General features: G+C 70.9%; 24 protein-coding genes. 17 read left to right on the top strand and 7 right to left on the bottom strand.

The genetic code is table 11. The features are described 5' to 3' along the window. The 4 genes from nfi to AC3AOF_RS13185 all read right to left on the bottom strand — a co-directional run bounded on the left by nfi (position 1) and on the right by AC3AOF_RS13185 (position 3,246). The gene (gene nfi / locus AC3AOF_RS13200; protein WP_236990366.1) at positions 1-666 is read right to left on the bottom strand and encodes a deoxyribonuclease V; all 666 of its coding nucleotides are present in this window, start codon (positions 664-666) and stop codon (positions 1-3) included. A 7-nt stretch (positions 667-673) separates the two neighbouring features. Then, positions 674-1,771: a redox-regulated ATPase YchF gene (ychF, locus tag AC3AOF_RS13195; protein ID WP_236990367.1), complete on the bottom strand. Its 1,098-nt coding sequence runs from the start codon at positions 1,769-1,771 to the stop codon at positions 674-676. Positions 1,772-1,850: 79 nt separating this feature from the next. Beyond that, positions 1,851-2,462 carry an aminoacyl-tRNA hydrolase gene (gene pth, locus AC3AOF_RS13190; protein ID WP_236990368.1) on the bottom strand — a complete coding sequence of 204 codons (612 nt, stop codon included), beginning with the start codon at positions 2,460-2,462 and terminating at the stop codon, positions 1,851-1,853. 91 nt (positions 2,463-2,553) lie between these two features. Beyond that, the gene (locus AC3AOF_RS13185) at positions 2,554-3,246 is read right to left on the bottom strand and encodes a 50S ribosomal protein L25/general stress protein Ctc (RefSeq protein WP_236990369.1); all 693 of its coding nucleotides are present in this window, start codon (positions 3,244-3,246) and stop codon (positions 2,554-2,556) included. A gap of 282 nt (positions 3,247-3,528) precedes the next feature. Here AC3AOF_RS13185 and AC3AOF_RS13180 point away from each other — a divergent pair, with 282 nt between their 5' ends. Beyond that, complete coding sequence (locus tag AC3AOF_RS13180) at positions 3,529-4,044, top strand: retropepsin-like aspartic protease family protein (protein WP_236990370.1); 516 nt, start codon at positions 3,529-3,531, stop codon at positions 4,042-4,044. Between the two features lie 51 nt (positions 4,045-4,095). On the opposite strand, the gene AC3AOF_RS13175 is transcribed toward AC3AOF_RS13180, so the two are convergent. The 3 genes from AC3AOF_RS13175 to AC3AOF_RS13165 form a co-directional block, all read right to left on the bottom strand. Next, positions 4,096-4,791 (bottom strand): TadE/TadG family type IV pilus assembly protein, encoded by a 696-nt coding sequence (locus tag AC3AOF_RS13175; RefSeq protein ID WP_236990371.1) that lies wholly within the window; start codon positions 4,789-4,791, stop codon positions 4,096-4,098. Then, positions 4,788-5,417 carry a TadE/TadG family type IV pilus assembly protein gene (locus AC3AOF_RS13170; protein ID WP_236990372.1) on the bottom strand — a complete coding sequence of 210 codons (630 nt, stop codon included), beginning with the start codon at positions 5,415-5,417 and terminating at the stop codon, positions 4,788-4,790. The genes AC3AOF_RS13175 and AC3AOF_RS13170 overlap by 4 nt, the downstream gene beginning before the upstream one ends. A gap of 178 nt (positions 5,418-5,595) precedes the next feature. After that, on the bottom strand, positions 5,596-6,141 hold the full coding sequence (locus tag AC3AOF_RS13165) for a pilus assembly protein N-terminal domain-containing protein (protein WP_488348760.1): 546 nt from the start codon (positions 6,139-6,141) through the stop codon (positions 5,596-5,598). 276 nt (positions 6,142-6,417) lie between these two features. Between AC3AOF_RS13165 and AC3AOF_RS13160 the strand changes: the two genes are divergently transcribed. From AC3AOF_RS13160 to AC3AOF_RS13085, 16 genes are all read left to right on the top strand, one after another. Beyond that, entirely contained in the window at positions 6,418-6,582 is a 165-nt protein-coding gene (locus tag AC3AOF_RS13160; protein WP_236990374.1) for a Flp family type IVb pilin, read from the top strand. Positions 6,583-6,819: 237 nt separating this feature from the next. Further along, entirely contained in the window at positions 6,820-7,326 is a 507-nt protein-coding gene (locus tag AC3AOF_RS13155; RefSeq protein ID WP_236990375.1) for an A24 family peptidase, read from the top strand. 236 nt (positions 7,327-7,562) lie between these two features. Beyond that, the gene (gene cpaB / locus AC3AOF_RS13150) at positions 7,563-8,378 is read left to right on the top strand and encodes a Flp pilus assembly protein CpaB (protein WP_236990376.1); all 816 of its coding nucleotides are present in this window, start codon (positions 7,563-7,565) and stop codon (positions 8,376-8,378) included. Between the two features lie 53 nt (positions 8,379-8,431). Continuing rightward, positions 8,432-9,961 (top strand): type II and III secretion system protein family protein, encoded by a 1,530-nt coding sequence (locus tag AC3AOF_RS13145; RefSeq protein WP_488348759.1) that lies wholly within the window; start codon positions 8,432-8,434, stop codon positions 9,959-9,961. A 69-nt stretch (positions 9,962-10,030) separates the two neighbouring features. Next, entirely contained in the window at positions 10,031-10,747 is a 717-nt protein-coding gene (locus AC3AOF_RS13140; protein WP_236990378.1) for a CpaD family pilus assembly protein, read from the top strand. Between the two features lie 86 nt (positions 10,748-10,833). Then, positions 10,834-12,078, top strand: coding sequence for a CpaE/TadZ family protein (locus tag AC3AOF_RS13135; RefSeq protein ID WP_236990379.1), 1,245 nt, complete (start codon positions 10,834-10,836; stop codon positions 12,076-12,078). A gap of 93 nt (positions 12,079-12,171) precedes the next feature. Beyond that, positions 12,172-13,635, top strand: coding sequence for a TadA family conjugal transfer-associated ATPase (locus AC3AOF_RS13130; protein ID WP_236990380.1), 1,464 nt, complete (start codon positions 12,172-12,174; stop codon positions 13,633-13,635). Between the two features lie 28 nt (positions 13,636-13,663). Then, the gene (locus AC3AOF_RS13125; RefSeq protein WP_488348758.1) at positions 13,664-14,632 is read left to right on the top strand and encodes a type II secretion system F family protein; all 969 of its coding nucleotides are present in this window, start codon (positions 13,664-13,666) and stop codon (positions 14,630-14,632) included. 72 nt (positions 14,633-14,704) lie between these two features. Continuing rightward, positions 14,705-15,622 (top strand): type II secretion system F family protein, encoded by a 918-nt coding sequence (locus tag AC3AOF_RS13120; protein ID WP_236992805.1) that lies wholly within the window; start codon positions 14,705-14,707, stop codon positions 15,620-15,622. A gap of 112 nt (positions 15,623-15,734) precedes the next feature. Further along, the gene (locus AC3AOF_RS13115) at positions 15,735-16,562 is read left to right on the top strand and encodes an NADPH-dependent oxidoreductase (protein WP_236990382.1); all 828 of its coding nucleotides are present in this window, start codon (positions 15,735-15,737) and stop codon (positions 16,560-16,562) included. Positions 16,563-16,657: 95 nt separating this feature from the next. Further along, a complete protein-coding gene (gene metB, locus AC3AOF_RS13110; protein WP_236990383.1) occupies positions 16,658-17,824 on the top strand; it encodes a cystathionine gamma-synthase in 1,167 nt (388 codons plus the stop codon). A 61-nt stretch (positions 17,825-17,885) separates the two neighbouring features. Continuing rightward, entirely contained in the window at positions 17,886-19,226 is a 1,341-nt protein-coding gene (locus tag AC3AOF_RS13105; RefSeq protein ID WP_488348757.1) for an LLM class flavin-dependent oxidoreductase, read from the top strand. A 356-nt stretch (positions 19,227-19,582) separates the two neighbouring features. Then, complete coding sequence (locus tag AC3AOF_RS13100) at positions 19,583-20,155, top strand: hypothetical protein (RefSeq protein ID WP_236990385.1); 573 nt, start codon at positions 19,583-19,585, stop codon at positions 20,153-20,155. 145 nt (positions 20,156-20,300) lie between these two features. Continuing rightward, complete coding sequence (locus AC3AOF_RS13095; protein WP_488348756.1) at positions 20,301-21,269, top strand: endonuclease domain-containing protein; 969 nt, start codon at positions 20,301-20,303, stop codon at positions 21,267-21,269. Then, complete coding sequence (locus AC3AOF_RS13090; protein WP_488348755.1) at positions 21,266-21,949, top strand: hypothetical protein; 684 nt, start codon at positions 21,266-21,268, stop codon at positions 21,947-21,949. The genes AC3AOF_RS13095 and AC3AOF_RS13090 overlap by 4 nt, the downstream gene beginning before the upstream one ends. Beyond that, a complete protein-coding gene (locus AC3AOF_RS13085) occupies positions 21,946-25,335 on the top strand; it encodes a helicase HerA domain-containing protein (protein WP_488348754.1) in 3,390 nt (1,129 codons plus the stop codon). Before AC3AOF_RS13090 ends, AC3AOF_RS13085 begins: the two co-directional genes overlap by 4 nt. Positions 25,336-25,424 lie beyond the last annotated feature (89 nt).

Here is a 25,424-nt window from a genome sequence, read left to right as displayed (position 1 = left end):
TTAACCGAAGGCCCCCGCGGCCTTGTGCGCGAGGCGGATCGGCTCGGGCAGGCGGAATTTCGGCGCACAGGCCAGCACCAGGGCGACGCTCGACGGGATGTCGGCGAGGTGCCCCGGCGAGATGAAGAGCGGGTGCTTGCCCGTGCGGGTGCGGACCACCGCGCCGATCGTCTCACCCTTGTCGATCAAGGGCTGGTGGGCGCCCTTCTCCTCGGCGAGCGGGGCGTTGCGGCCGCAGAGCCGGGTCTTGCCGACCCCGATCGTCGGACGCTGGAGCCACAGGCCCAGATGGCTGGCGATGCCGATGCGGCGCGGATGCGCCGTTCCCATGCCGTCGAACAGGAACACGTCCGGCTCGGCCTTCAAGCGCCCGAACGCCTCTTCCAGCACCGGGCCCTCGCGAAAGCTCAGCAAGCCCGGCACGTAGGGGAACGGCGTCGGCATCAAGGCCGTCACGGTCTCGACCACCCGGAAATCCGGATAGGTCGCGACCACGATCGCCGCGTGCGACCGGTCGTTCTTCACGCTGACGTCGACGCCGGCGACGAGCCGCACGGCGTCGAGATCGAGGGCTTTGTCGGCCACGATCTCGTCGGCGAGCTCACGCTGGAGCGCCACCGCTCGCGTCGGCGTCAGGTTCCAGTCGTGGCGCCGGACGAGATCCATCGGCTCGTCAGTTGGCGAAGCGGAAATGCAGCACGTCGCCGTCCTGTACCAGGTACTCCTTGCCTTCGAGCCGGAGCTTGCCGGCCTCGCGGGCCCCGGCCTCGCCCTTCAGCGCCGTGTAATCGGCAAAGGCGATGGTCTCGGCGCGGATGAAGCCCTTCTCGAAGTCGGTGTGGATCACCCCGGCGGCTGCAGGCGCGCGGGTGCCCTTGGTGATGGTCCAGGCCCGCGCCTCCTTGGGGCCCACGGTGAAGTAGGTGATGAGGCCGAGCAACTCGTAGCCGGCGCGGATCACCCGGTTCAGGCCCGGCTCGGCGAGGCCGACCGCCTCCAGGTACTCGACCTGTTCGGCCGGCGGCAGCACCGCGATCTCGCTCTCGATCTTGGCCGAGACGACGACCGCCTTGGCGCCCTCCTCCTTCGCGCGGGCGAAGACGGCGGCCGAATGGGCGTTGCCCGAATCGGCCGCGCCTTCCTCGACGTTGCAGACGTAGAGCACGGGCTTGGCCGTCATCAGGCCGAGCTGCGAGAACAGGCGCTCCTCCTCGGCCTTGCGCTGGACGAGGCGGGCCGGCTTGCCGTCGCGCAGGAGCGGGAGGGCGCGCTGGACGAGGTCGAGGGTCTCCTTGGCTTCCTTGTCGGCGCCCTTGGCTTTCTTCTCGAGCGCGGTGAGGCGCTTCTCGAGGCTGTCGAGGTCGGCGAGCATCAGCTCGGTCTCGATCGTCTCGATGTCGGCGATCGGGTCGACCTTGCCCTCGACGTGGGTGACGTCGCCGTCCTCGAAGCAGCGCACGACATGCGCGATGGCGTCGACCTCGCGGATGTTGGCGAGGAACTGGTTGCCGAGGCCCTCCCCCTTCGAGGCGCCGCGGACCAGGCCGGCGATGTCGACGAAGGTCAGGCGGGTCGGGATGATCTCCTTCGAGGAGGCGATCCGGGCGAGGTCGTCGAGCCGGCTATCCGGCACCGCCACCTCGCCCACGTTGGGCTCGATGGTGCAGAACGGATAGTTCGCCGCCTGCGCCGCCGCGGTCTGCGTCAGCGCGTTGAAGAGCGTCGACTTGCCGACGTTCGGCAGGCCGACGATGCCGCATTTGAAGCCCATCAGATCGTTCCGTTCGAATTGCTTGGACCGCCGGCCCGCTTGTCTGGTGCGTCGCCATTGCGGTGTGGAGATGTCGGGGTCAAGCCGGCTTCTCGCCGACGCGCTTCACCTCGTCCCAGCCGCGCCCGGCCATGGCGACGTGGACCTTGTTCTGGAAGCGGGCATCCTCGCCCGCGGCCATGAGCTCGGCCGCGTCCGCCATCGCATCGCACAGGTCCTCGACCCACGGCATCTCGGCCTTGGCGAAGTCGTTGAGCACGTAGGCGTGGACCAGGGCCTTGTCGCCCGGGTGACCGATGCCGAGGCGGGCGCGCCAATACTCGTTGCCGCATTGCGCGGTGATCGAGCGCAGCCCGTTATGGCCGGCATTGCCGCCGCCCTTCTTCACCCGGAGCTTGGCGGGAGCCAGATCGAGCTCGTCGTGGAACACCACCACGCCCTCCAGCGGGATCTTGTAGAAGCGCTGCGCTTCCGCGACCGCCCGGCCGGATTCGTTCATGAAGGTCAGGGGCTTCAGGAGCAGCACGCGCTCACTGCCGATCACCGCCTCGGTGCAGTCGCCCTGGAACTTGCGGCGCCACGGCGCGGCGCGGTGCCGGCGCGCGATCGCGTCGAGCGCCATGAAGCCGATATTGTGCCGGTTGCCCGCGTAGCGGGTCCCGGGATTGCCGAGGCCGACGAACAGCCGCATGGCGACAGACAGCTCCCCGAGAAAGCGAAAAGACGCCCCGGGTCTCGCGACCGGGGCGTCCCATGACAGGATGAGGGCGAACCCGGAGGGCTCAGTCCTCCTTGGCGGCCTCGTCCTTGGCGGCCTCTTCGGCAGCCTCGGCCTCGGCCTCGGCGGCCGACTCGGCGCGGGCGGCCTCGGCCACCGCGGCCTCCTCGGCCTCGACCTCGGCGCCGAGCACCGTCGGCGGCACGACCGTGGCGACGACCTCGTCACCGCCGAGCACGAAGGAGACGCCGGCCGGGGCCGGCAGGTCGGAGACGTGGACGGTGTCGCCGATCGCCTTGCCGGTCAGGTCGACCGTGATGGCATCCGGGATCGACTCGGGGGCGACCTCGACCGTGACGGTGTGGTGGACCACGTTGAGCGTGCCGCCCTCCTGCTTGATGCCGGGGGCCGCGTCCTCGTTGGTGAAGTGCACCGGCACCTCGACCTCGATCGACTGGCCGGCGACGACGCGCAGGAAGTCGACGTGCAGCGGCACGCCGGTGACCGGGTCGAGCTGGAAGTCGCGCGGGATCGCCCGGACCTTGCGGCCGCCGGCGCTGATCTCGAACACGGTGGTCCGGAAACCGCCGGCGTAGATCAGGGTGCGGGTGCGGATGAGGTCGATGGCGATGGCCTGCGGCGGCTGGTTGCCCCCGTAGATGACGGCCGGCACCTGGCCCTGGCGACGAACGGCCCGGGCGGCCCCCTTGCCGACCCGGTCGCGTGCCACGGCCTCAAGCGGCTTCACGGCGCTCATGGCGTGATCCTTAAAACTGGTGTTTGCGGATGGCTCAAACGCCGAAGGCCGCCCCCCTCGAGGACGGCCCTGTGAACCGACGTCGCCACGCCCGTTCCCAAGACGGGAATCCGGCCTCCAAGGGTGTCCGGCGGGCGGGGTGCTGCTAGCAGACGCGGGCCCCGATGGCAAGAACTGGCGAGAAGCGGGGATCGACCGGGAGTCGACGCGACCGCCGGACGGATCCTTAACCGGTCCGGCGCGAGCCTGCCCGCCATCCCTCCTCCCACCCGGAGATTGTCCGTGACGCGCCCGATCCTCTGGGCCCTCGGCGTGCTCGCCGGCGCCGTGCTGACCGGCGGACCCGTGATCGAGCGGGTCGCCCGGATCGGACGCGCCCCGGCCGCCGCGTCCTCCCCGGCGGCGCCGGGCATCCCGCCCGGATCCGACGGCAGCGTGACCCTCGCCCAGGACCTGTCCGGTCATTTCCGGGTCCACCCGGAGGTCGAAGGGCAGGTGCTGCGCATGCTGGTCGATACCGGCGCCACGCTCTGCGTTTTCACCCGCGAGGATGCGGGCCGGATCGGGCTCAACGTCACCGAGCGCGACTTCACCGCGCAGGTCGCCACGGCCAACGGGCCGGTGCCGGCCGCCCGCGTGCGGGTGCGGGAGATGCGGATCGGCGAAATCAGGTTGCGCGACGTCGACGCCCTGGTGCTGCCGAGCGGACGCCTCGACACGAGCCTGCTCGGCATGTCGTTCCTGCGCCGCCTGCGCGGGTTCGAGGTCGCGGGAGGCAAGATGATCCTGCGAGGATGACTGATCCTGCGGGGCTGAGCGTGGGACCGGCCGGCCGGGCCCGGCCGGGCGTCATGGGACCGGGCAGGCCCCGCCGTTGCTGTTGCTCACGACGGTCGGCAGCACGACTTCCGGGTTCGAGGTGACCGCGACGTTGTAGACCTTGCCGTTGCGTACCGGCCAGATCACGGTTTCGGTCTGGGTGCCGAGGTTGAACCGCTTGGCCAGGCCGGCGGCGAAGATCGGCTTGTAGGCCATGGTCAGCTCGACGACGAGGTAGCGGGCGCCGGCCTTCTTGTAGGCGTCGGGCACCGTCGGCACGTCGGTCGGTCCGCTCGGCGCCGGCGCGGCGGCGTTGCCGGCCTCCACCTGGTAGGAGCAGACCCTGGCCCTGCCATTGGCGTCGTAGACGCCGATCGCCTTGGCGGCGATTCGCGCCGAGGCGCCGTCATAGGGGGCCAGCACCGCCCGTCCCGCCCTCACGATGGCGGCGAACTGCCCCGGCGAGACGTCCCCCCCCTCCCGCGCCAGCAGATCGGCCACGGCGCGGGCCGACAGGGTCACCTTGCGGAAGTTGCTGACGTAGCCGGCGAGATCCGTGGCGCCGAAGTAGAGCAGCACGAGGAGCGGCAGCACCATCGCGAACTCGACCGCGGCGACGCCGTCCTGTGCGCGCGAGTAGCGCGCAAAGCCGCGCCCGAAGCGCGCGGCATCGCGCCGGAGGCGCAACCCTGCGCCCGGGCGGCCCGGCTTCCCTCGCGCGATCATTGGAACGGCTCCGTGCGGAAGACCACGGTGCTCTGCAGCACCCGCCTGCCATTCGCCAGGGTGTCGGGGTTGAGGAAGCCGAAGAAGACCGGGAACTCCACCGCCGCCTGCACGATCACGATCTGGTTCGAACCCGGGTTCTGGTAATGCGTGCCGAAATCGGTCCGCCAGTCGCGCCTGGCGCCGTCGACCGGGCTCTGCGGCGTGAGGTCGGAGCCGTCGGCCATCGCCAGCACGTCGACCTTGACGCTGCTGCACGAGAAGATCGTCACCCGGCCGTGGCAGATCGCGTCCTTGAACTTCTGCAAGGCGACCGCCTGCGCGGTGGTGTCGGGCGGCGGGGCCGGATCGCCGGACCGGGCCGCCTGGAACTGCCCGGTATAGAGCTGGCGCGACGCGCTCGAGACCGCATTGTCGAGGACCTGGCCGGCGAAGAAGGCGAGCGCGGTCTCGACGATCGCCGCGACGAGACAGAGGAACGGCATCGCGATCAGCGCGAATTCCACCGCTGTCGCCCCCTCGCGGTCGGACGGGAACCGGGCGACCCGCGCGCCGATCCGGCCGCAGAGCGCGGGGACCCGTCCGGCCGGCTTTCCGACGGCATCGAGCGGGCGGTGACGGGGCATGGCGCGGTTCAGGTCCGGAGGGAGGGGCGGCGACTGGACCGAGGCGAACCGGCGGAATGGCGCCTCGCGGGCAGGATCGATCGCTGACGGTCGCTTGCGGCGGCGGCGCGACGGGAGTGCCGTGAGAGACTTCTATGGGTCGAAGCGTTGCGGATCGGTTGCGCCGATCGTCGAGACTTCAGCGCCCCGCCGCAGCCGCGGCCCCGGCGCCCGCGATCGCCAGCGAGTTGCGCTGGCCGGTCTGGGCGCTCACCTCGGAGAAGTAGCGCTGCGCGTCGCCGAGCTGCACCGCCGGCTGGCAGGCCGGCGTGCAGGAATAGGATTCGCGCTCGAGCCCGCGCTGCACCGTCACCACCGACGGGCTGCCCGCCCGCACGCTGATCGCGGTTTCCGCCAGCATGGTGCCGGCTCCGTCCAGGGCGATGAGGTTGGTGCTGCCGAAGCTCTTGCCGGTCAGGACCACGATTCCGTTCCGCTGCAGCGACACGTCGGCGATGATCGGGTTGCCGACGATCACCGTGGCGGTGCGTTCCGGAAGGCGGATCACCTTGGCGTTGTCGACCGAGACCGTCACCGTCGATCCGTCGTTCGCCCGCGCGGCGGCGGGGGCCAGGAGCACGGCGGCAGAGAGCGCGGCGGACACGACGAGCGCGGACGCCAGGACGCTGGCGGCGGAGGGCAGGCCCGCTGCGCGCGGAAGGCTCGGATCGCGGTGCGGGCTCATCGGCGGATGGTCTTTCGGACGCGTCTCATGACATCCGACAGTCAAGCGCCGGACGGTTGACAAACCGCTAAGCCCGGTGCGGCGACCCGGCGTCATAGCGCCCGAAAAGCCGATGGACCGATCGTTAACCAAGGCGGCGATTTCGGTTCAGCGACACGGGAGCGACGATCGTTTTAACCCAACCTCAACGTGGCCCGCATAGCTTGTCGTCAGTCCCGATCGGCGCCAGTCGATTGTCGACGGACTAACCGAGACCACTGAGGCGGGAACCGAGTTATGATCACCAAGCTGAAGCGTTTCGTCAGCGACGAGTCCGGCGCCACCGCGATCGAGTACGGCCTGATCGCGACCCTGATCGCCCTCGCGGTGATCGTCGCCGCCGGCACGGTCGGCAACAACCTGGGCAACCAGTTCAACAAGATCGCCAACAGCCTCAAGTAAGACAGGCGCTCGATCGCGCGGCGATCGGGCCTTGCTCCGCGCATTGGATTTGACGGCATCTCGTTCGACGGGAGGACCTCCTCCGCATCGGGCGATGCATTTTCGACGGTGTTGTCTGGACGTCATGGGCCGACCCGCATCCGGCGGGTCGGCGCGTCCCAGGAGATGCGAGACGCCGAGACCGCCCCTCCACCGGCGGCCCGGCCCCGCATACCCGCTTTCCTGCCGCGAGCCCGCATGGCCAGCCTCTGCCTCCTCGTCGTGTTCCCGTTCCTGATGGCCTACGCGGCCATGAGCGACATCCTCACGATGACGATTCCCAACCGGGTGAGCGCGGCGCTCGTCGGAGCCTTCACGCTGCTCGCCGTCGCGACCGGGCTCGACTGGGCGCTTATCGCCGCGCATGCCGGGGCCGGCCTCCTGGTTCTGGCGATCGGGTTCGGGCTGTTCTCGGCCGGCGTGATCGGCGGCGGCGATGCCAAGCTGGCGGCGGCGACCGCCCTGTGGCTCGGCTCCGGCCCCCTGCTCGACTACGTGGTGAACGCCTCGATGCTCGGCGGCGTCCTGGCGCTGGCCATCCTGGCGATGCGCCGCCATCCCCTGCCCGGCTTCGCGGCGGCGTGGCCCTTCGCCGTGCACCTGCACGACCGATCGGTCGGCATGCCCTACGGCGTGGCGCTCGCGGCCTCGGCCCTCGTCACCTGCCCCTCGGCCACGCTCTGGCGCCTTGCTCTGCCGGGCTGAACCCCCCCGGCCCCCGGGCGCACGGTCTTCATGCATCCGATCCGGGACAGGAGCGACGGTGCCCCAGGGGGCGGCCGTCGCTCAGCCCTGTCCGGCGACCGGGACGGTCCTCCTGGACCGATCGCGACGAAGCGTTAACCCTAAGCGCGATTAACCTTAATTTGAGGAATGCCTGATGAAGTGCGGACAAGGGACGGCGCCGCGCCGTCCCTTGTCCGTTCACTCGTTGGCGCCTCATGAAGTCATCGCGCTTGCTTCTCATCAGCGTCGCCGTCGTGACCGGCTTCGGTGCCTTCGTCATGATGAGCGGCCGCGAGCCCCCGCCGCCGCCGCCGGCCGTGACCGTCGCCGCGCCGCCCCCGGCGATGGAGATGGCGGAGGTGCTGGTCGCCGCCGCCGAGCTGCCGATGGGGCAGACCATCAAGCCCGCGGACCTGCGCTGGCAATCCTGGCCGAAATCCGCGGCAAGCGACGGCTCCCTCCAGCGCGGTGCGGCACCGACGGCGCTCGAGGACACGGTGGGGTCGATCGTGCGCAGCCCGTTCCTCTCCGGCGAGCCGATCCGGCGCGAGAAGCTGATCAAGGCCAACGGCAGCGGCTTCCTGTCGGCGATCCTGCCCTCCGGCAAGCGCGCCGTCGCGATCTCGATCGATGCCCGCGGCTCGAACACCGCCGGCGGCTTCATCCTGCCGAACGACCGGGTCGACGTGCTGCGCACCGCCCGCGACGAGGATGCCTCCCGCTCCGGCACCGGCGACGTCCAGACCGCCGCGACCATCCTGACCAACATCCGGGTCCTGGCCGTCGGCCAGACCGTGCAGGAGCGCAACGGCGAGCGGGTGGTCACCGGCGATACCGCGACGCTCGAGCTCACCCCGGCCCAGGCCGAGGCGGTCACCCTGGCCCAGAAGGTCGGCCAGCTCTCCCTCACCCTGCGCAGCCTCGCCGATGCCGGGCAGGCCGCCCCGGACGCGCCGGAGCCGCAGGCGGCGGAGAGTGGCGGCCTCACCGTCGTGCGCTACGGCGTCAGCAAGCAGATGCCCCGCCGATGAGCGGATCCCCCTTCGACCGCCGCGCCTCTTCCCGCCCCGCGAGTCCCCGTTCCATGACGAAGCCCGAGCCTCCCGGTGCAGCCCATCGCCCCGCCTCCCGCAGCCTCGTCGCGCGTGCCGCCTGCGCGGGCGCCCTGGCCGTCCTCGCGGCCGGTCCCGCCGCGGCGCTCGACGGCATCGGCCTGCGCGGGACGGGCCAGCGCGGCGGCCTCGCGCCGGCGCCGGTGGTGAATGTCGGCCCCAACGAGGCCGACGTGTCGCGCCGCGTCGACCTCACCATGGGCCGGTCGCTGGTGATCGACCTGCCGCGGGACGCCAAGGAGGTGTTCGTGGCGAACCCCAAGGTGGCGAACGCCGTCGTGCGCTCGACCCGCAAGGTGTTCATCATCGGCATCGAGAACGGCGCCACCTCGATCTTCGTGATGGACGGCGAAGGCCGTCAGATCGCCGCCCTCGACGTCACGGTCGGGCGCGACCTCAACGTGCTGCGCCAGACGCTGGCCGGCAGCATCCCCGGCGCCCGGTTCGACGTGCGTCCGGCGGGCGATTCGGTGCTGCTCACCGGCTCGGTCGGCTCCGCCCAGGAAGCCCAGCAGGCCATCGACATCGCCAACGCCTTCGTCGGCACCGGCGCGGCCGGGGGAGGCGCCCGCGGCGCGGTGATCAACAACCTGACGATCCGCGGCAAGGACCAGGTGATGCTGCGCGTCACCGTGGTCGAGGTCTCGCGCCAGGTGCTCAAGCAGTTCGGCATCAACCTGAATGCCAACTGGAGCAACATGAACTTCGTCAACACGCTGCCGTTCCCGCTCACCGGCGGCGCGTTCCCGCCCAACAACGTCCTGCAGGGCACGGTGAATTCGGGCGGGTTCTCGCTGCAGGCGACCCTGAAGGCCTTCGAGCAGGCCGGGGTGTCGCGGGTGCTGGCCGAGCCGACCCTGACGGCGATCTCCGGCGAGGCCGCGAACTTCACCGCCGGCGGCGAGATCCCGGTCCCGACCAGCCAGAGCTGCACCGCGGCCGTGGCCTCGACCGCCGCGAACTGCTCGGTCGGCATCGACTACAAGCCCTACGGCGTCGCCCTCAACTTCACGCCGGTGGTCCAGTCGGAGAACCGGATCTCGATCCGGGTCGGCACCAACGTCACCGAGCTCGATCCCCAGAACGCGATCCCCGTCTCGAACGGCAACAACACCATCTCGGTGCCGGGCCTGACGGTCCGCAAGTCCGAGACCACCGTCGAGCTGGCCTCCGGCGGCACGATGATGATCGCGGGCCTGATCCAGCAGCGCAACCGCCAGGCGATCAGCGGCCTGCCCGGCATGCTCAACCTGCCGATCCTCGGCGCCCTGTTCCGCTCCCGGGACTACCAGCGCCAGGAGACGGAGCTGATGATCATGGTCACGCCCTACATCGCCAAGCCGATGGACCCGGGCCAGGTGCGCAAGCCCGACGACGGCTTCACCGAGGCGAGCGACGGCCAGGCGGTCCTGCTCGGCCGCTTCAACCGCCTGTACGGCGTGGTCGGCGCCGCCCCCCTCGGGTCGAGCTATCGCGGCCGCGTCGGCTTCATCACCGACTGACGTCAGCCCAGACATCCTCGCCCCGAAATCCGTGCCCGGGACCCCGGCCCTCCGAGGCAGATCACCGCCATGACCCGCATCGCCCTCCGCCTGATCCTGCTGGCCGCCTCGGCCAGCCTCGCCGCCTGCGCCTCCAGAGGCGGGCTGACTACGGGCTCGACCGGCCCGTCGACCGCCGCCGAGCGGCACCCGTTCGTCCTGTCGGACTCGCCCCGCAGCCTCGACGTGTTCGTCACCGGGACCGGACACGTCGACCCGCGCCAGGCCGACGACGTCGACGCCTTCCTCACCGAGTACCGCCGCTACGGCCGCGGCGTCCTGGTCCTGGAGGTGCCGCGGGGCTCGCAGGTGCCCGGTCCGGCGGTCGAGCGCACCCTGGAGAGCGTGCGCGGCCGGGCGCTCGCCCGGGGGGTGGGCGCGCGGGAGATCGTCGTCGCGCCCTATCCGGTCGCCAACGTCGCGGTGAGCGCGCCGTTGCGGCTGAGCTTCCAGCGCATGCAGGCCAAGGTAGCGGGAGCCTGCGGGCTCTGGCCGCAGGATCTCGGCTTCAGCGATCCGGGCTTCAACGCCCGCAACGAGAATTACTGGAATTTCGGCTGCGCCACCCGGTCGAACGTCGCGAGCCAGATCGCCGATCCGATCGACCTCGTGCGCGGCCGCCAGGAGGGCCGGATCGACACGGTGAGCCGGACCCAGAACCTGACCGACCTGCGCACCGGAAAGGATCCGTCAACCACTTGGAAGCAGGATGGTCGCGCGAGCGTGAAGAGCCAGGTGGGACAGTGAGATGACGACGCGCCGGACCAGGGCCGCTCCTGCGACGAGGCGTAACCGCGCCGGGGGATCGTCGTCCTGCGGGCGGAGAGCGTACCATGTCTGAGCCCGGCGATCCCACCGCCAGGGTCATCCCCCCGGTCCCCCGCATCACCGTGCAGGCCTTCTGCGAGAGCGCCGAGGTCGCGGCGGCGATCGAGGCGGCGGCCGGCGACCGGCGGATGCAGAAGGCGCATGCCCGCGTCCAGATGGGCGGCGGCGCCGCCGCCGTCGAGGCCTTCCGCAACGCGCCGACCCCGAACGTCCTCATGGTCGAGATCGGCGCCGGGCGATCCCATCCCCTGTCGGCCCTCGACAGCCTGGCGGAGGTCTGCGACGCCGGCACCAAGGTGGTGGTGATCGGCCACGTCAACGACGTGGTGCTCTACCGCGAGTTCATGCGCCGTGGCGTGAGCGAGTACCTGATCGCGCCGATCGATCCCGTGGCGGTGATCGCGGCGATCTCGGAGCTGTTCAGCGATCCGACCGCCGAGCCCCTCGGCCGGACCATCGCCGTGGTCGGCGCCAAGGGCGGCGTCGGCGCCTCGACGCTCGCCCACAACATCGCCTGGTCGGTGGCCCGCGACTTCGGCACCGCGACGGTGATCGCCGATCTCGACGTCGCCTTCGGCACCGCCGGCCTCAACTTCAACCAGGATCCGCCGCAGGGGGTGGCCGAGGCGGTGTTCGCGCCCGAGCGGGTCGACGCGAACTTCGTCGACCGGCTCCTGTCGAAATGCACCGACAACCTGAGCCTGCTCGCCGCGCCCGCGACCCTCGACCGCCCGACCGACTTCTCGGAGGGCACCTTCGACGGCGTGATCGACGTCCTGCGGGCGAGCGTGCCCTGCATCGTGCTCGACGTGCCGCATGCCTGGTCGGCCTGGTGCCGGCGCATGCTGATCGGCGCCGACGAGATCGTGGTGGTGGCCGCCCCCGACCTCGCGTCCCTGCGCAACGCCCGCAACCTGTTCGAGGTGCTGCGCAGCGCCCGGCCCCACGACCGCGCGCCGCGCCTGCTCCTCAACGGGGTCGGCATGCCCAAGCGGCCCGAGATCGCCGTCACGGAATTCGCCAAGGCCCTCGACGCCCCGGTCGCCGCCGCGGTGCCGTTCGAGCCCGCCCTGTTCGGCACCGCCGCCAATAACGGCCAGATGCTGGCGGAGGTTCAGCCCGGATCCAAGGTGACCGAGATCCTGAGCGAACTCGCCGGCAGCCTGACCGGCCGCGCGGAGGCCCGCCGCGGCCGGGCGAACCCGCTGCAGCCGCTGCTCGCCCGCCTCGCCCGCCGCAAGGCGTCGTGATCCGGCCGGCCTCGTCCCTATCGCGATCCGCGCCGCCCGCAGCGGTGGCCCGGATCCCCCTCAAGCCCGCGTCGCAGGAAGGCCGCTGATCCCATGTTCGGCAGGAGACCCGGAGCGACGGCGCAAAAGGCGCCGGCCCCGCGCCCCGCCGGCCCCGCCCCGGTCCTCCCGGAGGCGGCCGCGCCGGTGTTTCAGGACGGAAAACGGGCCGAACCGGTCCCGACCCCGCCCCGCGAGGTGCAGGCCCCGCCGGAGAATGCCCGCTCGGACGAGTATTACCGCACGAAGAGCATGATCTTCGGCGCCCTGATCGAGGCGATCGACCTCACCCAGCTCGCCCGGCTCGAGCCGGATGCGGCGCGGGAGGAAATCCGCGACATCGTCATCGAGATCATCGGCCTCAAGAACGTCGTGATGTCGATCGCCGAGCAGGAGGAGCTGCTCGACGACATCTGCAACGACGTGCTCGGCTACGGCCCGCTCGAGCCGCTGCTCGCCCGCGACGACATCGCCGACGTGATGGTGAACGGCGCCAACCGGACCTACATCGAGGTCGGCGGCAAGATCCAGCTGACGGGGGTGCGCTTCCGCGACAACCAGCAGCTGATGAACATCTGCCAGCGGATCGTCAGCCAGGTCGGCCGCCGGGTCGACGAATCCTCGCCGATCTGCGACGCGCGCCTGCCGGACGGCTCGCGCGTCAACGTGATCGCGCCGCCGCTCGCCATCGACGGCCCGGCGCTGACCATCCGCAAGTTCAAGAAGGACAAGCTCACCCTCGACCAGCTCACCCGCTTCGGCTCGATCTCGCCCGAGGGCGCCAAGATCCTGCAGATCATCGGGCGGGTGCGCTGCAACGTGGTGGTGTCGGGCGGCACCGGCTCGGGCAAGACCACGCTCCTTAACTGCCTCACCCGCTACATCGACGACGACGAGCGCATCATCACCTGCGAGGACGCGGCCGAGCTGCAGTTGCAGCAGCCGCACGTCGTGCGCCTGGAGACGCGCCCGCCCAACCTCGAGGGACAGGGCCAGGTCACGATGCGCGACCTGATCAAGAACTGCCTGCGCATGCGGCCCGAGCGGATCATCGTCGGCGAGGTGCGCGGACCCGAGGCCTTCGACCTCCTCCAGGCGATGAATACCGGCCATGACGGCTCGATGGGGACGCTGCACGCCAACTCGCCGCGCGAGTGCCTGGGCCGCATCGAGTCGATGATCGCCATGGGCGGCTTCACCCTGCCGGCCAAGACCCTGCGCGAGATGATCGCCGGCTCGATCGACGTCATCGTCCAGGCCGCCCGCCTGCGCGACGGCTCCCGGCGCATCACCCACATCACCGAGGTGATGGGGATGGAGGGCGACGTCATCATCACCCAGGACCTGTTCATCTACGACATCGTCGGCGAGGACGCGACCGGCAAGCTGATCGGCCGCCACCGCTCGACCGGCGTCGGCCGGCCGCGATTCTGGGACCGGGCGCGCTATTACGGCGAGGACCGGGCGCTCGCCGCCGCCCTCGACGCGGCGGAAGTCCGCACGGAGGAGCCGGCATGACGCCGCGCGCGGCCGTGGGGAGGCGCCCGTGATCGACCTCGACGCCGTGATCGCGGCCGGGCTGCTCACGGTGAGCGCGGTGGCGATCGCCTCGGCGGTGGTGGTGCCGCTTCTGCCGAGCGAGGCCCGGGCCAGCAAGCGCCAGCAGGCCCTGGTGGGCCAGCGCCAGGCCGCCGAGCGCGTGCAGGCGGTGAGCCGCCGCGACCAGGTCGCCAAGAGCCTCAAGGAGATCGAGGACAAGGAGAAGAAGGCCCGCGTCAGCCTCGACCTGCGGCTGACCCAGGCGGGCCTCGCGATCGGCAAGAAGCAGTTCTACGTCTTCAGCGCGATCGGCGGCCTTCTGGTCGGGGCCTTCGGCCTCCTGATGAGCGGCGACGCGCTCCTGGCGCTCGGCCTCGCCTTCGCGGCGGGCCTCGGCCTGCCGCGCTGGATCCTCTCCTATCTGCGCAAGCGCCGGATGACGCGCTTCATCCTCGAACTGCCCAACGCCATGGACGTGATCGTGCGCGGCATCCGCTCGGGTCTTCCGGTCGGCGACTGCCTGCGCATCATCGCCCGCGAGGCGCAGGAGCCGGTCAAGAGCGAGTTCCGGGCGATGGTCGAGGCCCAGGCCGTCGGCATGTCGCTGTCGGAGGCGGTGTCGCGCCTCTACGAGCGCATGCCGGTGCCGGAGGCGAACTTCTTCGCCATCGTGGTCGGCATCCAGCAGAAATCCGGCGGCAACCTCTCGGAGGCTTTGGGCAATCTCTCGCGGGTGCTGCGCGACCGGCGCAAGATGGCCGAGAAGGTGAAGGCGATGAGCATGGAGGCCAAGGCCTCGGCGGCGATCATCGCCTCCCTGCCCTTCGTCGTCGCCGGTCTGGCCTACCTCACCAGCCCCGACTACATCTCGCTGCTCTGGACCACCTCGACCGGCCACATCGCTCTTGCCGGCTCCGCCGTGTGGATGATGGTCGGCGTCTTCGTGATGAAGCAGATGATCAGCTTCGACATCTGATTCTCGGACAACTTCCGGAGGCGGTGCGTGCCGTTCCTGTCCCAGCTCATCGACCCGTATGTCGTCGGCGCGATGCTCGCCGCAGTGGCCGCCGCCGCCACGGTCTTCACCCTGGCCCAGCCCTTCCTGGAGCCCGACCGGCTCGCCGGCCGCCTGAAGGGCGTCGGCAAGGAGCGCGACCGCATCCGCCTGCGCGAGCGGGAGCGCCTGAACCAGAAGGCGAGCTTGCGCCACGAGCCCAAGGCCTACATGAAGCGGGTGGTCGAGCGCCTGCATCTCGGCGACTGGCTCGGCACCGAGCACGCCAAGAACAGCCTGATGATGGCGGGCTACCGCGGGCCCCAGGCCGAGATCGGGTTCCTGTTCTTCCGCCTGGTGATCCCGATCGCCTTCTTCGTCCTGGCGGCGTTCTACCTGTTCGTGCTGGAGGTGGTGAACCAGCCGGTGCTGATCCGCTTCGGCATGGTGGTGGTGGCGCTCTATCTCGGCATCAAGGCGCCCGAGCTCTTCCTGCGCAACCAGATCTCGAAGCGCCAGGCGGTGATCCAGCGCAACTGGCCCGACGCCCTCGACCTCCTGCTGATCTGCGTCGAATCCGGCATGGCGATCGAGTCGGCGTTCCGGCGCGTCGGCGTCGAGGTCGCCAACCAGTGCATGACGCTGGCCGAGGAGATGGCGCTGACCACCGCCGAGCTGTCCTACCTCAGCGACCGGCGCATCGCCTACGAGAACCTCGCCAACCGCACCGGCCTCGAATCGGTGAAGAACGTCACCACGGCGCTGATCCAGGCGGAGCGCTACGGCACCCCGGTCGGACAGGCCTTGCGGGTTCTGTCCCAGGAGAGCCGCGACCAGCGGATGAACGAGGCCGAGAAGAAGGCCGCCGCCCTGCCGCCGAAGCTCACCGTGCCGATGATCCTGTTCTTCCTGCCGGTCCTGTTCGTGGTGATCCTCACCCCGGCCATGGTCCAGGTGTTCGGCGTCAAGTAGAGGCGCACCGGACGGCATCGGCGCTCCCTCGGTGGCCCGAGCGCTCTGGCCGGCCGAAGAATTCCGTGTACGACTCCGCGGCGCCGCGAGGAGCATCGGGGACGGGAGCCGGATGACCGAGACCGAGGAACGCAACCGGGCCTGGCAGGCCCGCTACGGCGTGGATGCCGCCGCGCTCGATATCGCCTGGAACGACGTCATCGCAGGGCTCATCGCCCACCGCACCGTGCGGGCGTTCCGGCCCGATCCGCTCCCCGACGGCACCCTGGAGACACTCGTCGCCGCGGCGCAATCGGCGCCGAGCTCGTCGAACCTCCAGACCTGGAGCGTCGTCGCGGTCGAGGATGCAGCCGCCAAGACGCGCCTGGCGCAAGTGGCGCGCGGGCAGCGCCACGTCGCCGAGGCGCCGCTGGTGCTGGTCTGGCTTGCCGACCTGTCGCGCCTCGGCGCGCTCGGCCGCGACCGGGACCGGCCGACCGACGGGCTCGACTATCTCGAGATGCTGATGGTCGGCGTGGTCGATGCGGCGCTCGCCGCCCAGAACGCCACCGTGGCGCTCGAATCCCTCGGCCTCGGCTCGGTCTATATCGGGGCCTTGCGCAACGACCCGGAGGCGGTGGCCGAGCTGCTCGGCCTGCCCCCGAACGTGGTGGCGGTGTTCGGCCTGTGCGTCGGCTGGCCCGATCCGGAGCGGCCGGCCGCCGTGAAGCCGCGCCTGCCGCAAGAGGTGGTACTGCATCGCGGCCGCTACGATTCCGCCCTCGCGACCGGGGCGATCGCGGCCTACGACGCGGCGATGGCGGCGTTCCAGGCCGGGCAGCGGATGCCGGAGGTCGGCTGGAGCGCCGCCGCCCTGGAGCGGGTGGCCGGGCCCGGCTCGCTCAGCGGCCGCGACCGGTTGCGCGGAATCCTGGAGCGCCGCGGCTTCGGGCTGAAATAGCGCGTCGTCCGCCAGGACGAACGATTTTTCGTTGATCGCCGGCATCGTTCTTTATACAGAACGATGCCGAGGCATCGTGAGACCGGGAGAGCGACGTGGCGGACGAGAACAGGCGGGCGGAGACGATCGCCGCCGCGAACGGGATCGGGACGGACACGGCCTTCGGCGCGGTGACCCCGCCGCTCTACCTCTCGACGACCTACACCTTCGCGGAATTCGAGAAGGCGCGGGCCTACGACTACGCCCGCCTCGGCAACCCGACCCGCGACCAGCTCGCCGACACCCTGGCGAAGCTGGAAGGCGGGGCCCGCGCGGTGGTGGTGTCGAGCGGCATGGCGGCCCTCGACCTCGCCTTGTCGCCCTTGCGCCCCGGCGACCTCCTGGTGGCGCCGCACGATTGTTACGGCGGCACCCACCGGCTGCTGTCGATGCGCGCGGCCCGCGGCCATTACCGGGTCGCCTTCGTCGACCAGACCGACGAGGCCGCGCTGACGGCCGCCCTCGCCGAGGGGCCTAAGATCGTGCTGACCGAGACGCCCAGCAATCCGCTGATGCGGATCACCGACCTGCGCCGCGTCGCCGCCCTGGCGAAGGCGGCGGGCGCGCTCTTCGTCGTCGACAACACCTTCCTGTCGCCGGCCCTGCAACGGCCGCTGGCGCTCGGGGCCGACCTCGTCGTCCACTCGACGACGAAGTTCCTCAACGGCCATTCCGACGTGATCGGCGGCGCGGTGATCGCCGCCGACGCCGCCCTCGGCGACGAGCTCGCGGCTTTCGCCAACACCGTCGGGGTGACCGGCTCGCCCTTCGACGCCTACCTGACCTTGCGCGGCGTGCGCACGCTGTTTCCCCGCATCGAGCGCCAGAGCCGCAACGCCGCCGCGGTCGCTGCCTTCCTCGACGGGCATCCGGCGGTGGCCCGGGTCTATTATCCGGGGCTCGCGGGCCATCCCGGCCACGCTGTCGCCCGCAGCCAGCAGAGCGGCTTCGGGGCAATGCTGAGCGCCGAGCTCGCCGGCGGCCGCGAGGCGGTGCGCCGGCTCGTCGGGGGCTTGCGGGTCTTCAGCCTGGCCGAGTCGCTCGGCGGGGTCGAGAGCCTGATCGCCCATCCGGTGACCATGACCCACGCCGCCATGGACCCGGAGGCGCGGGAGCGGGCCGGCGTCGGCGACGGGCTGGTGCGGCTCTCGGTCGGGCTGGAGGCGGAGGAGGATCTGCTGGCGGACCTCGCCCAGGCGTTCGACGCGGTCGCCCGCGGCTGACGACGGGCGCTGCGGGGTGCGCTAGATCCGACGGGACCGGTCCCGACACCCCGAGCGAGCGATGACGACAGCGACGATGCGCCTCGGCGCCTTCTTCTACGCCACCGGCCACCACGTCGCCGGCTGGCGCCACCCGTCGAGCGAGGCCGATGGCGGGCTCGTGCTCGACCGCTACGTGGGATGGGCCAAGCGCGCCGAGGCCGCGAAGTTCGACCTGATCTTCCTGGAGGACGGCACCGGCATCCGCGACGCCGACCTGCGTTCCAGCGAGCGCACCGCCCGCTCTGCGCATTTCGAGCCGGTCACCCTGCTCTCGGCGCTGGCCGCGGTCACGGGCCGCATCGGCCTCGTCGCCACCACCTCGACGAGCTTCAACGAGCCCTACAACGTCGCCCGCCGCTTCGCCTCCCTCGATCACTTGAGCGGCGGCCGCGCCGGCTGGAACCTCGTCACCTCGGCCACCGACCTGGAAGCGGCGAATTTCGGCAACGACACGATCTCCCGCCACGCCGACCGCTACGAGCGGGCGGAGGAGTTCGTCGACGTGGTTCTCGGGTTGTGGAACACCTGGGACGACGACGCGGTCGTGATCGACAAGGCGTCGGGCCAGTTCTCGAAGCCCGACGGGTTCCGGCCCCTCGACCACAAGGGCAAGCATTTCGAGGTCCGGGGTCCGCTCAACATCCCGCGCACGCCGCAGGGCCAGCCGGTGCTGGTCCAGGCGGGCTCGTCGGGCCCCGGCAAGGACCTGGCGGCGCGCACCGCCGAGATCGTGTTCACGGCCAACCAGACCCTCGACGAGGCGGTGGAGTTCTCCCGCGACCTGAAGGGGCGGATGGCCCGCTTCGGCCGCTCGCCCGACGACCTCAAGGTGATGCCGGGGCTGTTTCCGGTGGTCGGCCGCTCCGAGGCGGAGGCGCGGGACAAGTTCGAGGAGTTGCAGGCGCTGATCGATCCCGTCGTGGGCCTGGCGCTCTTGAGCCGCATGGTCGGCCACGACCTCTCGGGCTTCGACCCCGACGAAGCGGTGCCGGACCTGCCCGCGACGGAGGGGCTGAAGTCGCGCCAGCAGCTGATGTTCGACCTCGCCCGGCGGGAGGGCCTGAGCCTGCGCCGGCTCTATCTGCGGATCGCCGGCGCCCGGGGCCACTCGCAGATCGTCGGCACGCCGGCGCAGATCGTCGACGAGATGGAGGCGCGGTTCCGGGCCGGGGGCGCCGACGGCTTCAACATCATGCCGCCGACCCTGCCGGGCGGTCTCGACGACTTCATCGAACTCGTTCTGCCCGAGCTTCGCCGCCGCGGGTTGTTCCGCACTGAGTATGAGGGCCGGACCCTGCGCTCGCATCTCGGCTCGCGCCCGCCCCTGGGTCATGGACCGGGTCGTCCAGCCCAGCACTGAACCCTCCCCCCTGCACAGGGCCGTCCGGGGACAATTCTTTTTAGAATCAAGCGCGCGTTTCCCTCTCCCGAGTGGGAAAGGAGAAATGCGTGACCTTTACAGTTCTCGGACAGCCTCGCCTCTGCGGGAAAGGGTTGACGGCGCGGGTCCCCGGATCGACTGAGAGACGGAAGACACGTCTCGACTACCTCCGGACCGACACCCCCTGGTAAAGTCCGGCAACCTGTGCAGGATATCCCGGGACGACGGTCGTGGCATGCGAGCGGCGGCGGCGGTTAATCCCAGATATCTGTGAGTCCATCGAGGGTTATACCTCCGCGGACAATATTGGTAAAACTTGCATAGGCATAGTAGACATGCTCGAACCGAATCAGGTCGTCCGCACGTTCCAGGAACAGAATCCGATCCAGATGCAACCGGACGAGATCGAGACCATCCTGGCGACGATCCGGGCAATGCCCGAAGAAGGGATCATGATCGAGTGGGGCTCCGGCGCCTCGACGATCCGCTGGCTGCAAGAGATGCACGGCAGGCAGAGGCTTATCTCGATCGAACACAATGCGCTATGGTTCAACAAAGTCAAGAACGTCATTGACACAGATCCAGATCTTGCCCAGCGCCTGACTTACCACATGTGCGCATCGAACGGATTTTTCGATCACGGCTACGGAATGCCAAGCGAGGAGAATCCCCTCGGCTTGGATGAATACTTCAACCCCGATCCGACGATCTACGACGCCGACGTCTTTCTCATCGACGGCGTCGCCCGGGGCACCTGTGCGCAGATGGTCTTGATGAAGGCATCGAAAGCCAACCCGGTGATCTATCTCCACGATTGGTACACGCGACGGGGCTGGTACTCCTGGTCGGTCGGGTTGTTTCGTCAGCACAAGCGGGCCGGCGACACGCTCTGCCGTCTCTGGCGTTGACGCGACGCCGATCCGCAGCCTGCCCGCGCCACAACCGGCTCGCAATGTACGGCAACCTGTGCTGCATATTAGTCCGTCATCACCGGCGCGCACCGTCGCCGGCCCGCGCCGGGGACGCGGTCTCGTCTTGCCATCGTCCGGAGAGATGCCCGAAGCGGCCCGGCCGCGCCTGACGCCGGCCGCGCTCGCGCGCCGTGCCGCCGCCCTCGCGCGCGGCGAGCGGCTCACGGTCGTCGGCCTGACGCGCGACGGCGTAGGGGAAGCGCTGGCGGCCGGCGAGGTCGATCGCGCCGCGCTCCTCGTCGCCGTCGATGACCCGCGCAGCAGCGCCGCGGTGATCGACGGCCTGCTCGACGACCTCGCCGAACTGGCGCTGGCCCGCTGGCCGGAGTGGCGCGACGCCGTGGCGCCGGATGTCTCTGTCCCCTGGCTCAAGGCGGCGGCGGCGGTGGCGGCCTCCGGGCGCCCGCCCCGGTTCCGCAGGATGGCACGGGCACTCGAATGCGGGCAGTTGCTGCGGGCGGTCGATCCCGGCGGCGTGATCCTGGTGGCGGAGGCCGATCCGGTCTCGCCGGCGCGGGCGCGGGCGGTGATCGAGGCGCTGGAATGGTGCGCCGGGCACGGCGCGGCCTGCCTCTTCGCCCTGCCGGCCGAGCCGCCCGACACACCGCCCTATGACCGCATCCTCTACGGTGCCGTCGCGATCGGCCGCGCCGCGGCACCGGTGGCGGAGCGCTTCATCGCGCCGCGCTCGCGGGCCCACCACGCCAGCGCGGCCGAGCGGCGGATCGAGGCGGCGCTGGCGGCCGACCCGGAGCTCGCCGGCCTGTTTTCCGGCAATGAACTCGTCGCCGTGGCGGGCGACGGCCGGCAGCCGCGGGTCGACCTGGTCTGCCGCCGGCACCGCATCGTCGTCGAGATCGACGGGCCGGAGCATCAGGCCAGTCCGAAATTCGGCCAGGATCGCCACCGCGACTACGAGCTGACGGTCGCCGGCTACCTCGTGCTGCGCCTCACCAACGACGAGGTCGCGGCCGACCTGCAGCGCGCGGTCGAGAAGGTCCGCGCCGTGGTGCGGCTGCGCCGCCTCCCTTCAGGAGACACGACCCGATGAGCGAGACGCCGACGCCGGCTCAGGCGCTGATCCTCTGGCGCCTGCTCGGCCGGCAGGGCACCGCCCTGAACAGCGAGATCAAACCGGAGAAAGCCCCGCGCGATGCCTTGCGGAAGGCCGGGCTGCTGGCGGTGGAGAAGGAGGGACGCTCCTCGCGGCTCACCGTGACCGACAAGGGCTGGAACTGGGCCGGCGAGCATCTGCGCGATCCCCTGCCCCCGACCATGCGGGTGCTCCAGGACTGGCTCACGCGCCTGCACCACCACCTCGACGCGACGGGCGCGACGCTCGCCGAGTTCGTCGGTCCTGCCCCCGAGCGGGGGCCGCCGGAGCCGAAGCCGCCGCGAGCCCGGAAGAACGCCACGCCGAAGCCCAGGACGGCTCCGAAAATCAAGGTCGTCCCACCCGATCCGGCCCGGCTCCGCGCCCGGATCGAACAGGCCTATCTCGCCTGCACCGGCGGCCGGCGGGCCGCGCCGGTGCGCCTCAGCGCCCTGCGGGCGGAACTCGCCGATCTCGACCGCGCCGCCGTCGATGCCGGGCTGGCGGCGATCCTGAGCGGCGATCCGAGCATCCGGCTGACCCGCATCAGCGACCCGAAGGCCCTCGACGCCGCCGAGCGCGACGCCGCTTTCAATCCTGCCGGCGAGCCCTTCCACGAGATCTGGATCCACGCATGAGCGACGCCCTCGACGCCCTGCGCCGTGTCAACTTCGACTGGGTGCGCACCCTCGACAGCGTCTGGCTCGATGCCGAGCCGACCGGCGCGCCGAACGAGGCGCTGATCTTAGGACTCGTCGATGCGCTCCACGCGCAGGAGCCGGGCAGCCGCCCGCGCGGCCGGGTGCTGGTCGGCGAGCCGGGCATCGGCAAGACCCACCTCGTCGGTCAGATCCGCCGCGAGGTCTGGCACTCCGGCGGCTGGTTCGTGCTGCTCGACGTGCTCGGGCTGACCGATTTCTGGCGCAGCGCCGCGCTCAGCTACCTCACCGCCCTGATGCAGCCGATGCCGGACGGACGGCGCCAGTCCGACGCTGTGCTGGCCGGGGTCGCCCGCCGCTTCAAGGTCGAGGGGCAGGTCGAGCAGGCCTTCAACACCCCCAACATCGACACCCGAAAGATCGTCGACCTGCTGGTCCGGGCGCTGATGCACGTCGATACGGTGCGGGCGCTCAAGCACCAGGACGTCTTCCGGGCCTTGTGCCTGCTGCGCTCGCAGGACCTCGCCGCCGTCGGCCTCGCCCATGCCTGGCTCCAGGGCTACGACGCCGACCCGGCCGCCCGCGCCGGCCTCGGCTTCACCATGCCGCCGCCCCCACCTGTCGAGCTCGTGCGCGGCATGGCCTGGATCATGGGCCTGAGCGGCCCGACCCTCGTCGCCGTGGACCAGATCGACGGCGTGGTCGATGCGAGCCGCCTGACCCTCGACGACGATTTCGAGCCCGGCCCCGGCCTCGCCGAGATGCTGGCCGCCGGCCTGATGGAGCTGCATGACGGCGCTGGTCGCGGCATGACGCTGATCACCTGCCTGACGGATTCGTGGCGGCGGCTGGAGGAGCGTGGGCTGAAATCCGCCTTCGACCGGTTCGAGCCGCCGGTGGTGCTGACGGGCATGAACAAGCCGGCCGCCGCAGCGGCGCTGATCCGCGGCCGTCTCGCGCCGGCCTACGCCGAGGCCGGTTTCACGCCGCCCTTCCCGACCTGGCCGTTCGGCGAAGCTGCGATCGCCGCCGCGTCCCGCGTCGCGATGCGGCCGCGCACGCTGCTGATGCGCTGCGACGCCTTCCGCCGCGACTGCCTGGCGAATGGCAGCGTCACGGTCTGCAACGATCTCATCGAACCCAACAACAACAGTGGCAAGAAAGGCGGCTCGGGTCCCTTCGACCTCGAAGACGCTCGCCGCAAGGCCGACATCTCCGACATCCTCGACGACGAGGATGCCGGGCTCGGCGAATTGCTGCGCGCTGCCTTCGATCTCTACGCCCTGGAGGACGACCCGCACGACGCGATCGACGTGGTGAGCAAGGGCGAGCCGGAGCAGAAGCTGCCGCCCCTGCACGGACGGCTCACCTTCCTTCACCGGGACGAGAACGACCGCGAGCGCCACGTCTGCTACCGCGCCCTGCTCCAGCCGCACCCGATCGCCTTCCAGGCGCGGTTGCGCGCCGCGCTCACCGCCTCGGGCATCTCGTCGAAGATCCCGGGCCGGGAGTTGCTGCTGGTGCGCCGCGGCCCGGTGCCGGCGGGCACCAAGACCGGCACCCTGGTCAGCCGGTTCGTCGCCGCGGGTGGCACGCTGATCGACCCGTCCGACGACGACCTGCGCACCTTCGTGGCCCTGCGCTCCCTACGCGACGAGGCCTTGCGGGACGGGCGGTTCGACCTGTTCGAGAGCTGGATGCGCGAGACGCTGCCGGTGCGCGGAACCGCGTTCTTCCGCAGGATCGGCCTGCCCGGCGACGGCACGGAGGCGCAAGGCGGGCGGGGGCGGCGTGGCGGCGAATCTCTCCCGCCGCTGCCGCCCCGCCAGCCCGGACGGACCATCGATCCATCGGACTCAGGCCCCGAACCGGAGACGAGGCAGGCCGGCGCCGAGCCCGGTACACCCCCGCGGCTTCCCCGGGAGCCGGCATCGCCCCAGCGCGCCGAGCCCGAGCCACGACGCGCCGAGCCGGCCCAGGCCTTCGAGACGGTGACGCGGGCCGCAGAGGCACCTTCACCCCAAGAGCCCGCCCTCGAGGAGCCCGCCCTCGAGGAGCCCGCCCTCGAGGAGCCCGCCCTCGAGGAGCCCGCCCCCCGGCGCACTGCCCCGCCATCGGAGCCCATCCCCGACGCCATCCCGGTCGGCCACCGCATCACCCCCGATGCGCCGCCCGTCGCCCTGCCGCTGAGACTCCTGCCGCGCCACACCGCGATCATCGCCGGGTCCGGCTCGGGCAAGACCGTGCTGCTGCGGCGCCTGGTCGAGGAGGCGGCGCTCGCCGGCGTTCCGGCGATCGTGGTCGATCCCAACAACGACCTGTCGCGCCTCGGCGATGCCTGGCCGGAGCGGCCCGAAAAGTTCACGCCGGAGGACGACCGCAAGGCCGCCTCTTACGCCGATCGGGTCGAGGTGGTGGTGTGGACGCCGGGCATCCATGCCGGCAACCCGCTCTTCCTGTCGGCGATGCCGGACCTCGCCGCGAGCGACGACCGCGACGAGCGCGCCCAGGCGATCGAGATGGCGGCCGAGACCCTGGGGCCGCTCGCCGGTGCCACCAGAAACCTCCAGCGCGGCGTCCTCGCCGATGCCCTGCGGGCCTTCGCGAGCCGCGGCGGCGGCACGCTCGGCGCCTTTACCGAGCTGCTCGCCGATTTGCCGGACGGCACCAGCCAGATCGGCCGAGCGACGAACCTCGCCGCCGACATGGCGGACCAGCTGCGCGCGGCCGTCGCCACCAACCCGCTGCTGCGGATCGAGGGCGCGGTGCTCGATCCGGCCCGGCTGTTCTTCGGCCCGACCCGCAACAGAACCCGGATCTCGGTCGTCAACCTGTCGGGCCTCGCCTCGGAGGCGGCGCGGGAGGATTTCGTCAACCGGCTCCAGATGGCGTTGTTCGGCTGGATCAAGAAGAACCCCTCGCCCAGCGGCCTGCTCTACGTGGTCGACGAGGCCCAGACCTTCCTGCCCTCGGGGCGCACGCCGCCGAGCCTCGGCAGCGGGATCAAGCTGGTGGCGCAGGGGCGCAAATACGGGCTGGGGATGATCGTGGCGACGCAGGTGCCGCGGGGCATCCACAACCAGGTCGTCTCGAACTGCACGACGCAGTTCTTCGGCCGCCAGAGCGCCCCCGCGACCATCGCGGCCGCCCAGGAGATCATGGCGGCGAGCGGCGGGGCGGCCCCCGATATCGGCCGGCTCGGGGCGGGCGAGTTCTACTTTGCCACCGAGGGCTCGGGGCGGCCGGCGAAGCTCCGCACGCCGCTCTGCCTCAGCCACCACCCGGCCAACCCGCCGACGCCCGAGCAGGTGATCGCCCGGGCCAGGGCGTCCGCCGCCGGGATGGAGGACAAGCGCGGTGGGTGAGCCGGCACGGGCGATCTCATCCCGGGCCGGCCCGGCCTAACCGTGATGCCATTTCATCCGGCTTGAGCCGGCCATGCGAATCCCATAGC

The organism is Methylobacterium sp. 142-1Y (genome assembly GCF_057747795.1).
The sequence above is the reverse complement of the archived record's forward strand: the minus strand, read 5'-3'. Positions and strand labels throughout refer to the sequence as shown.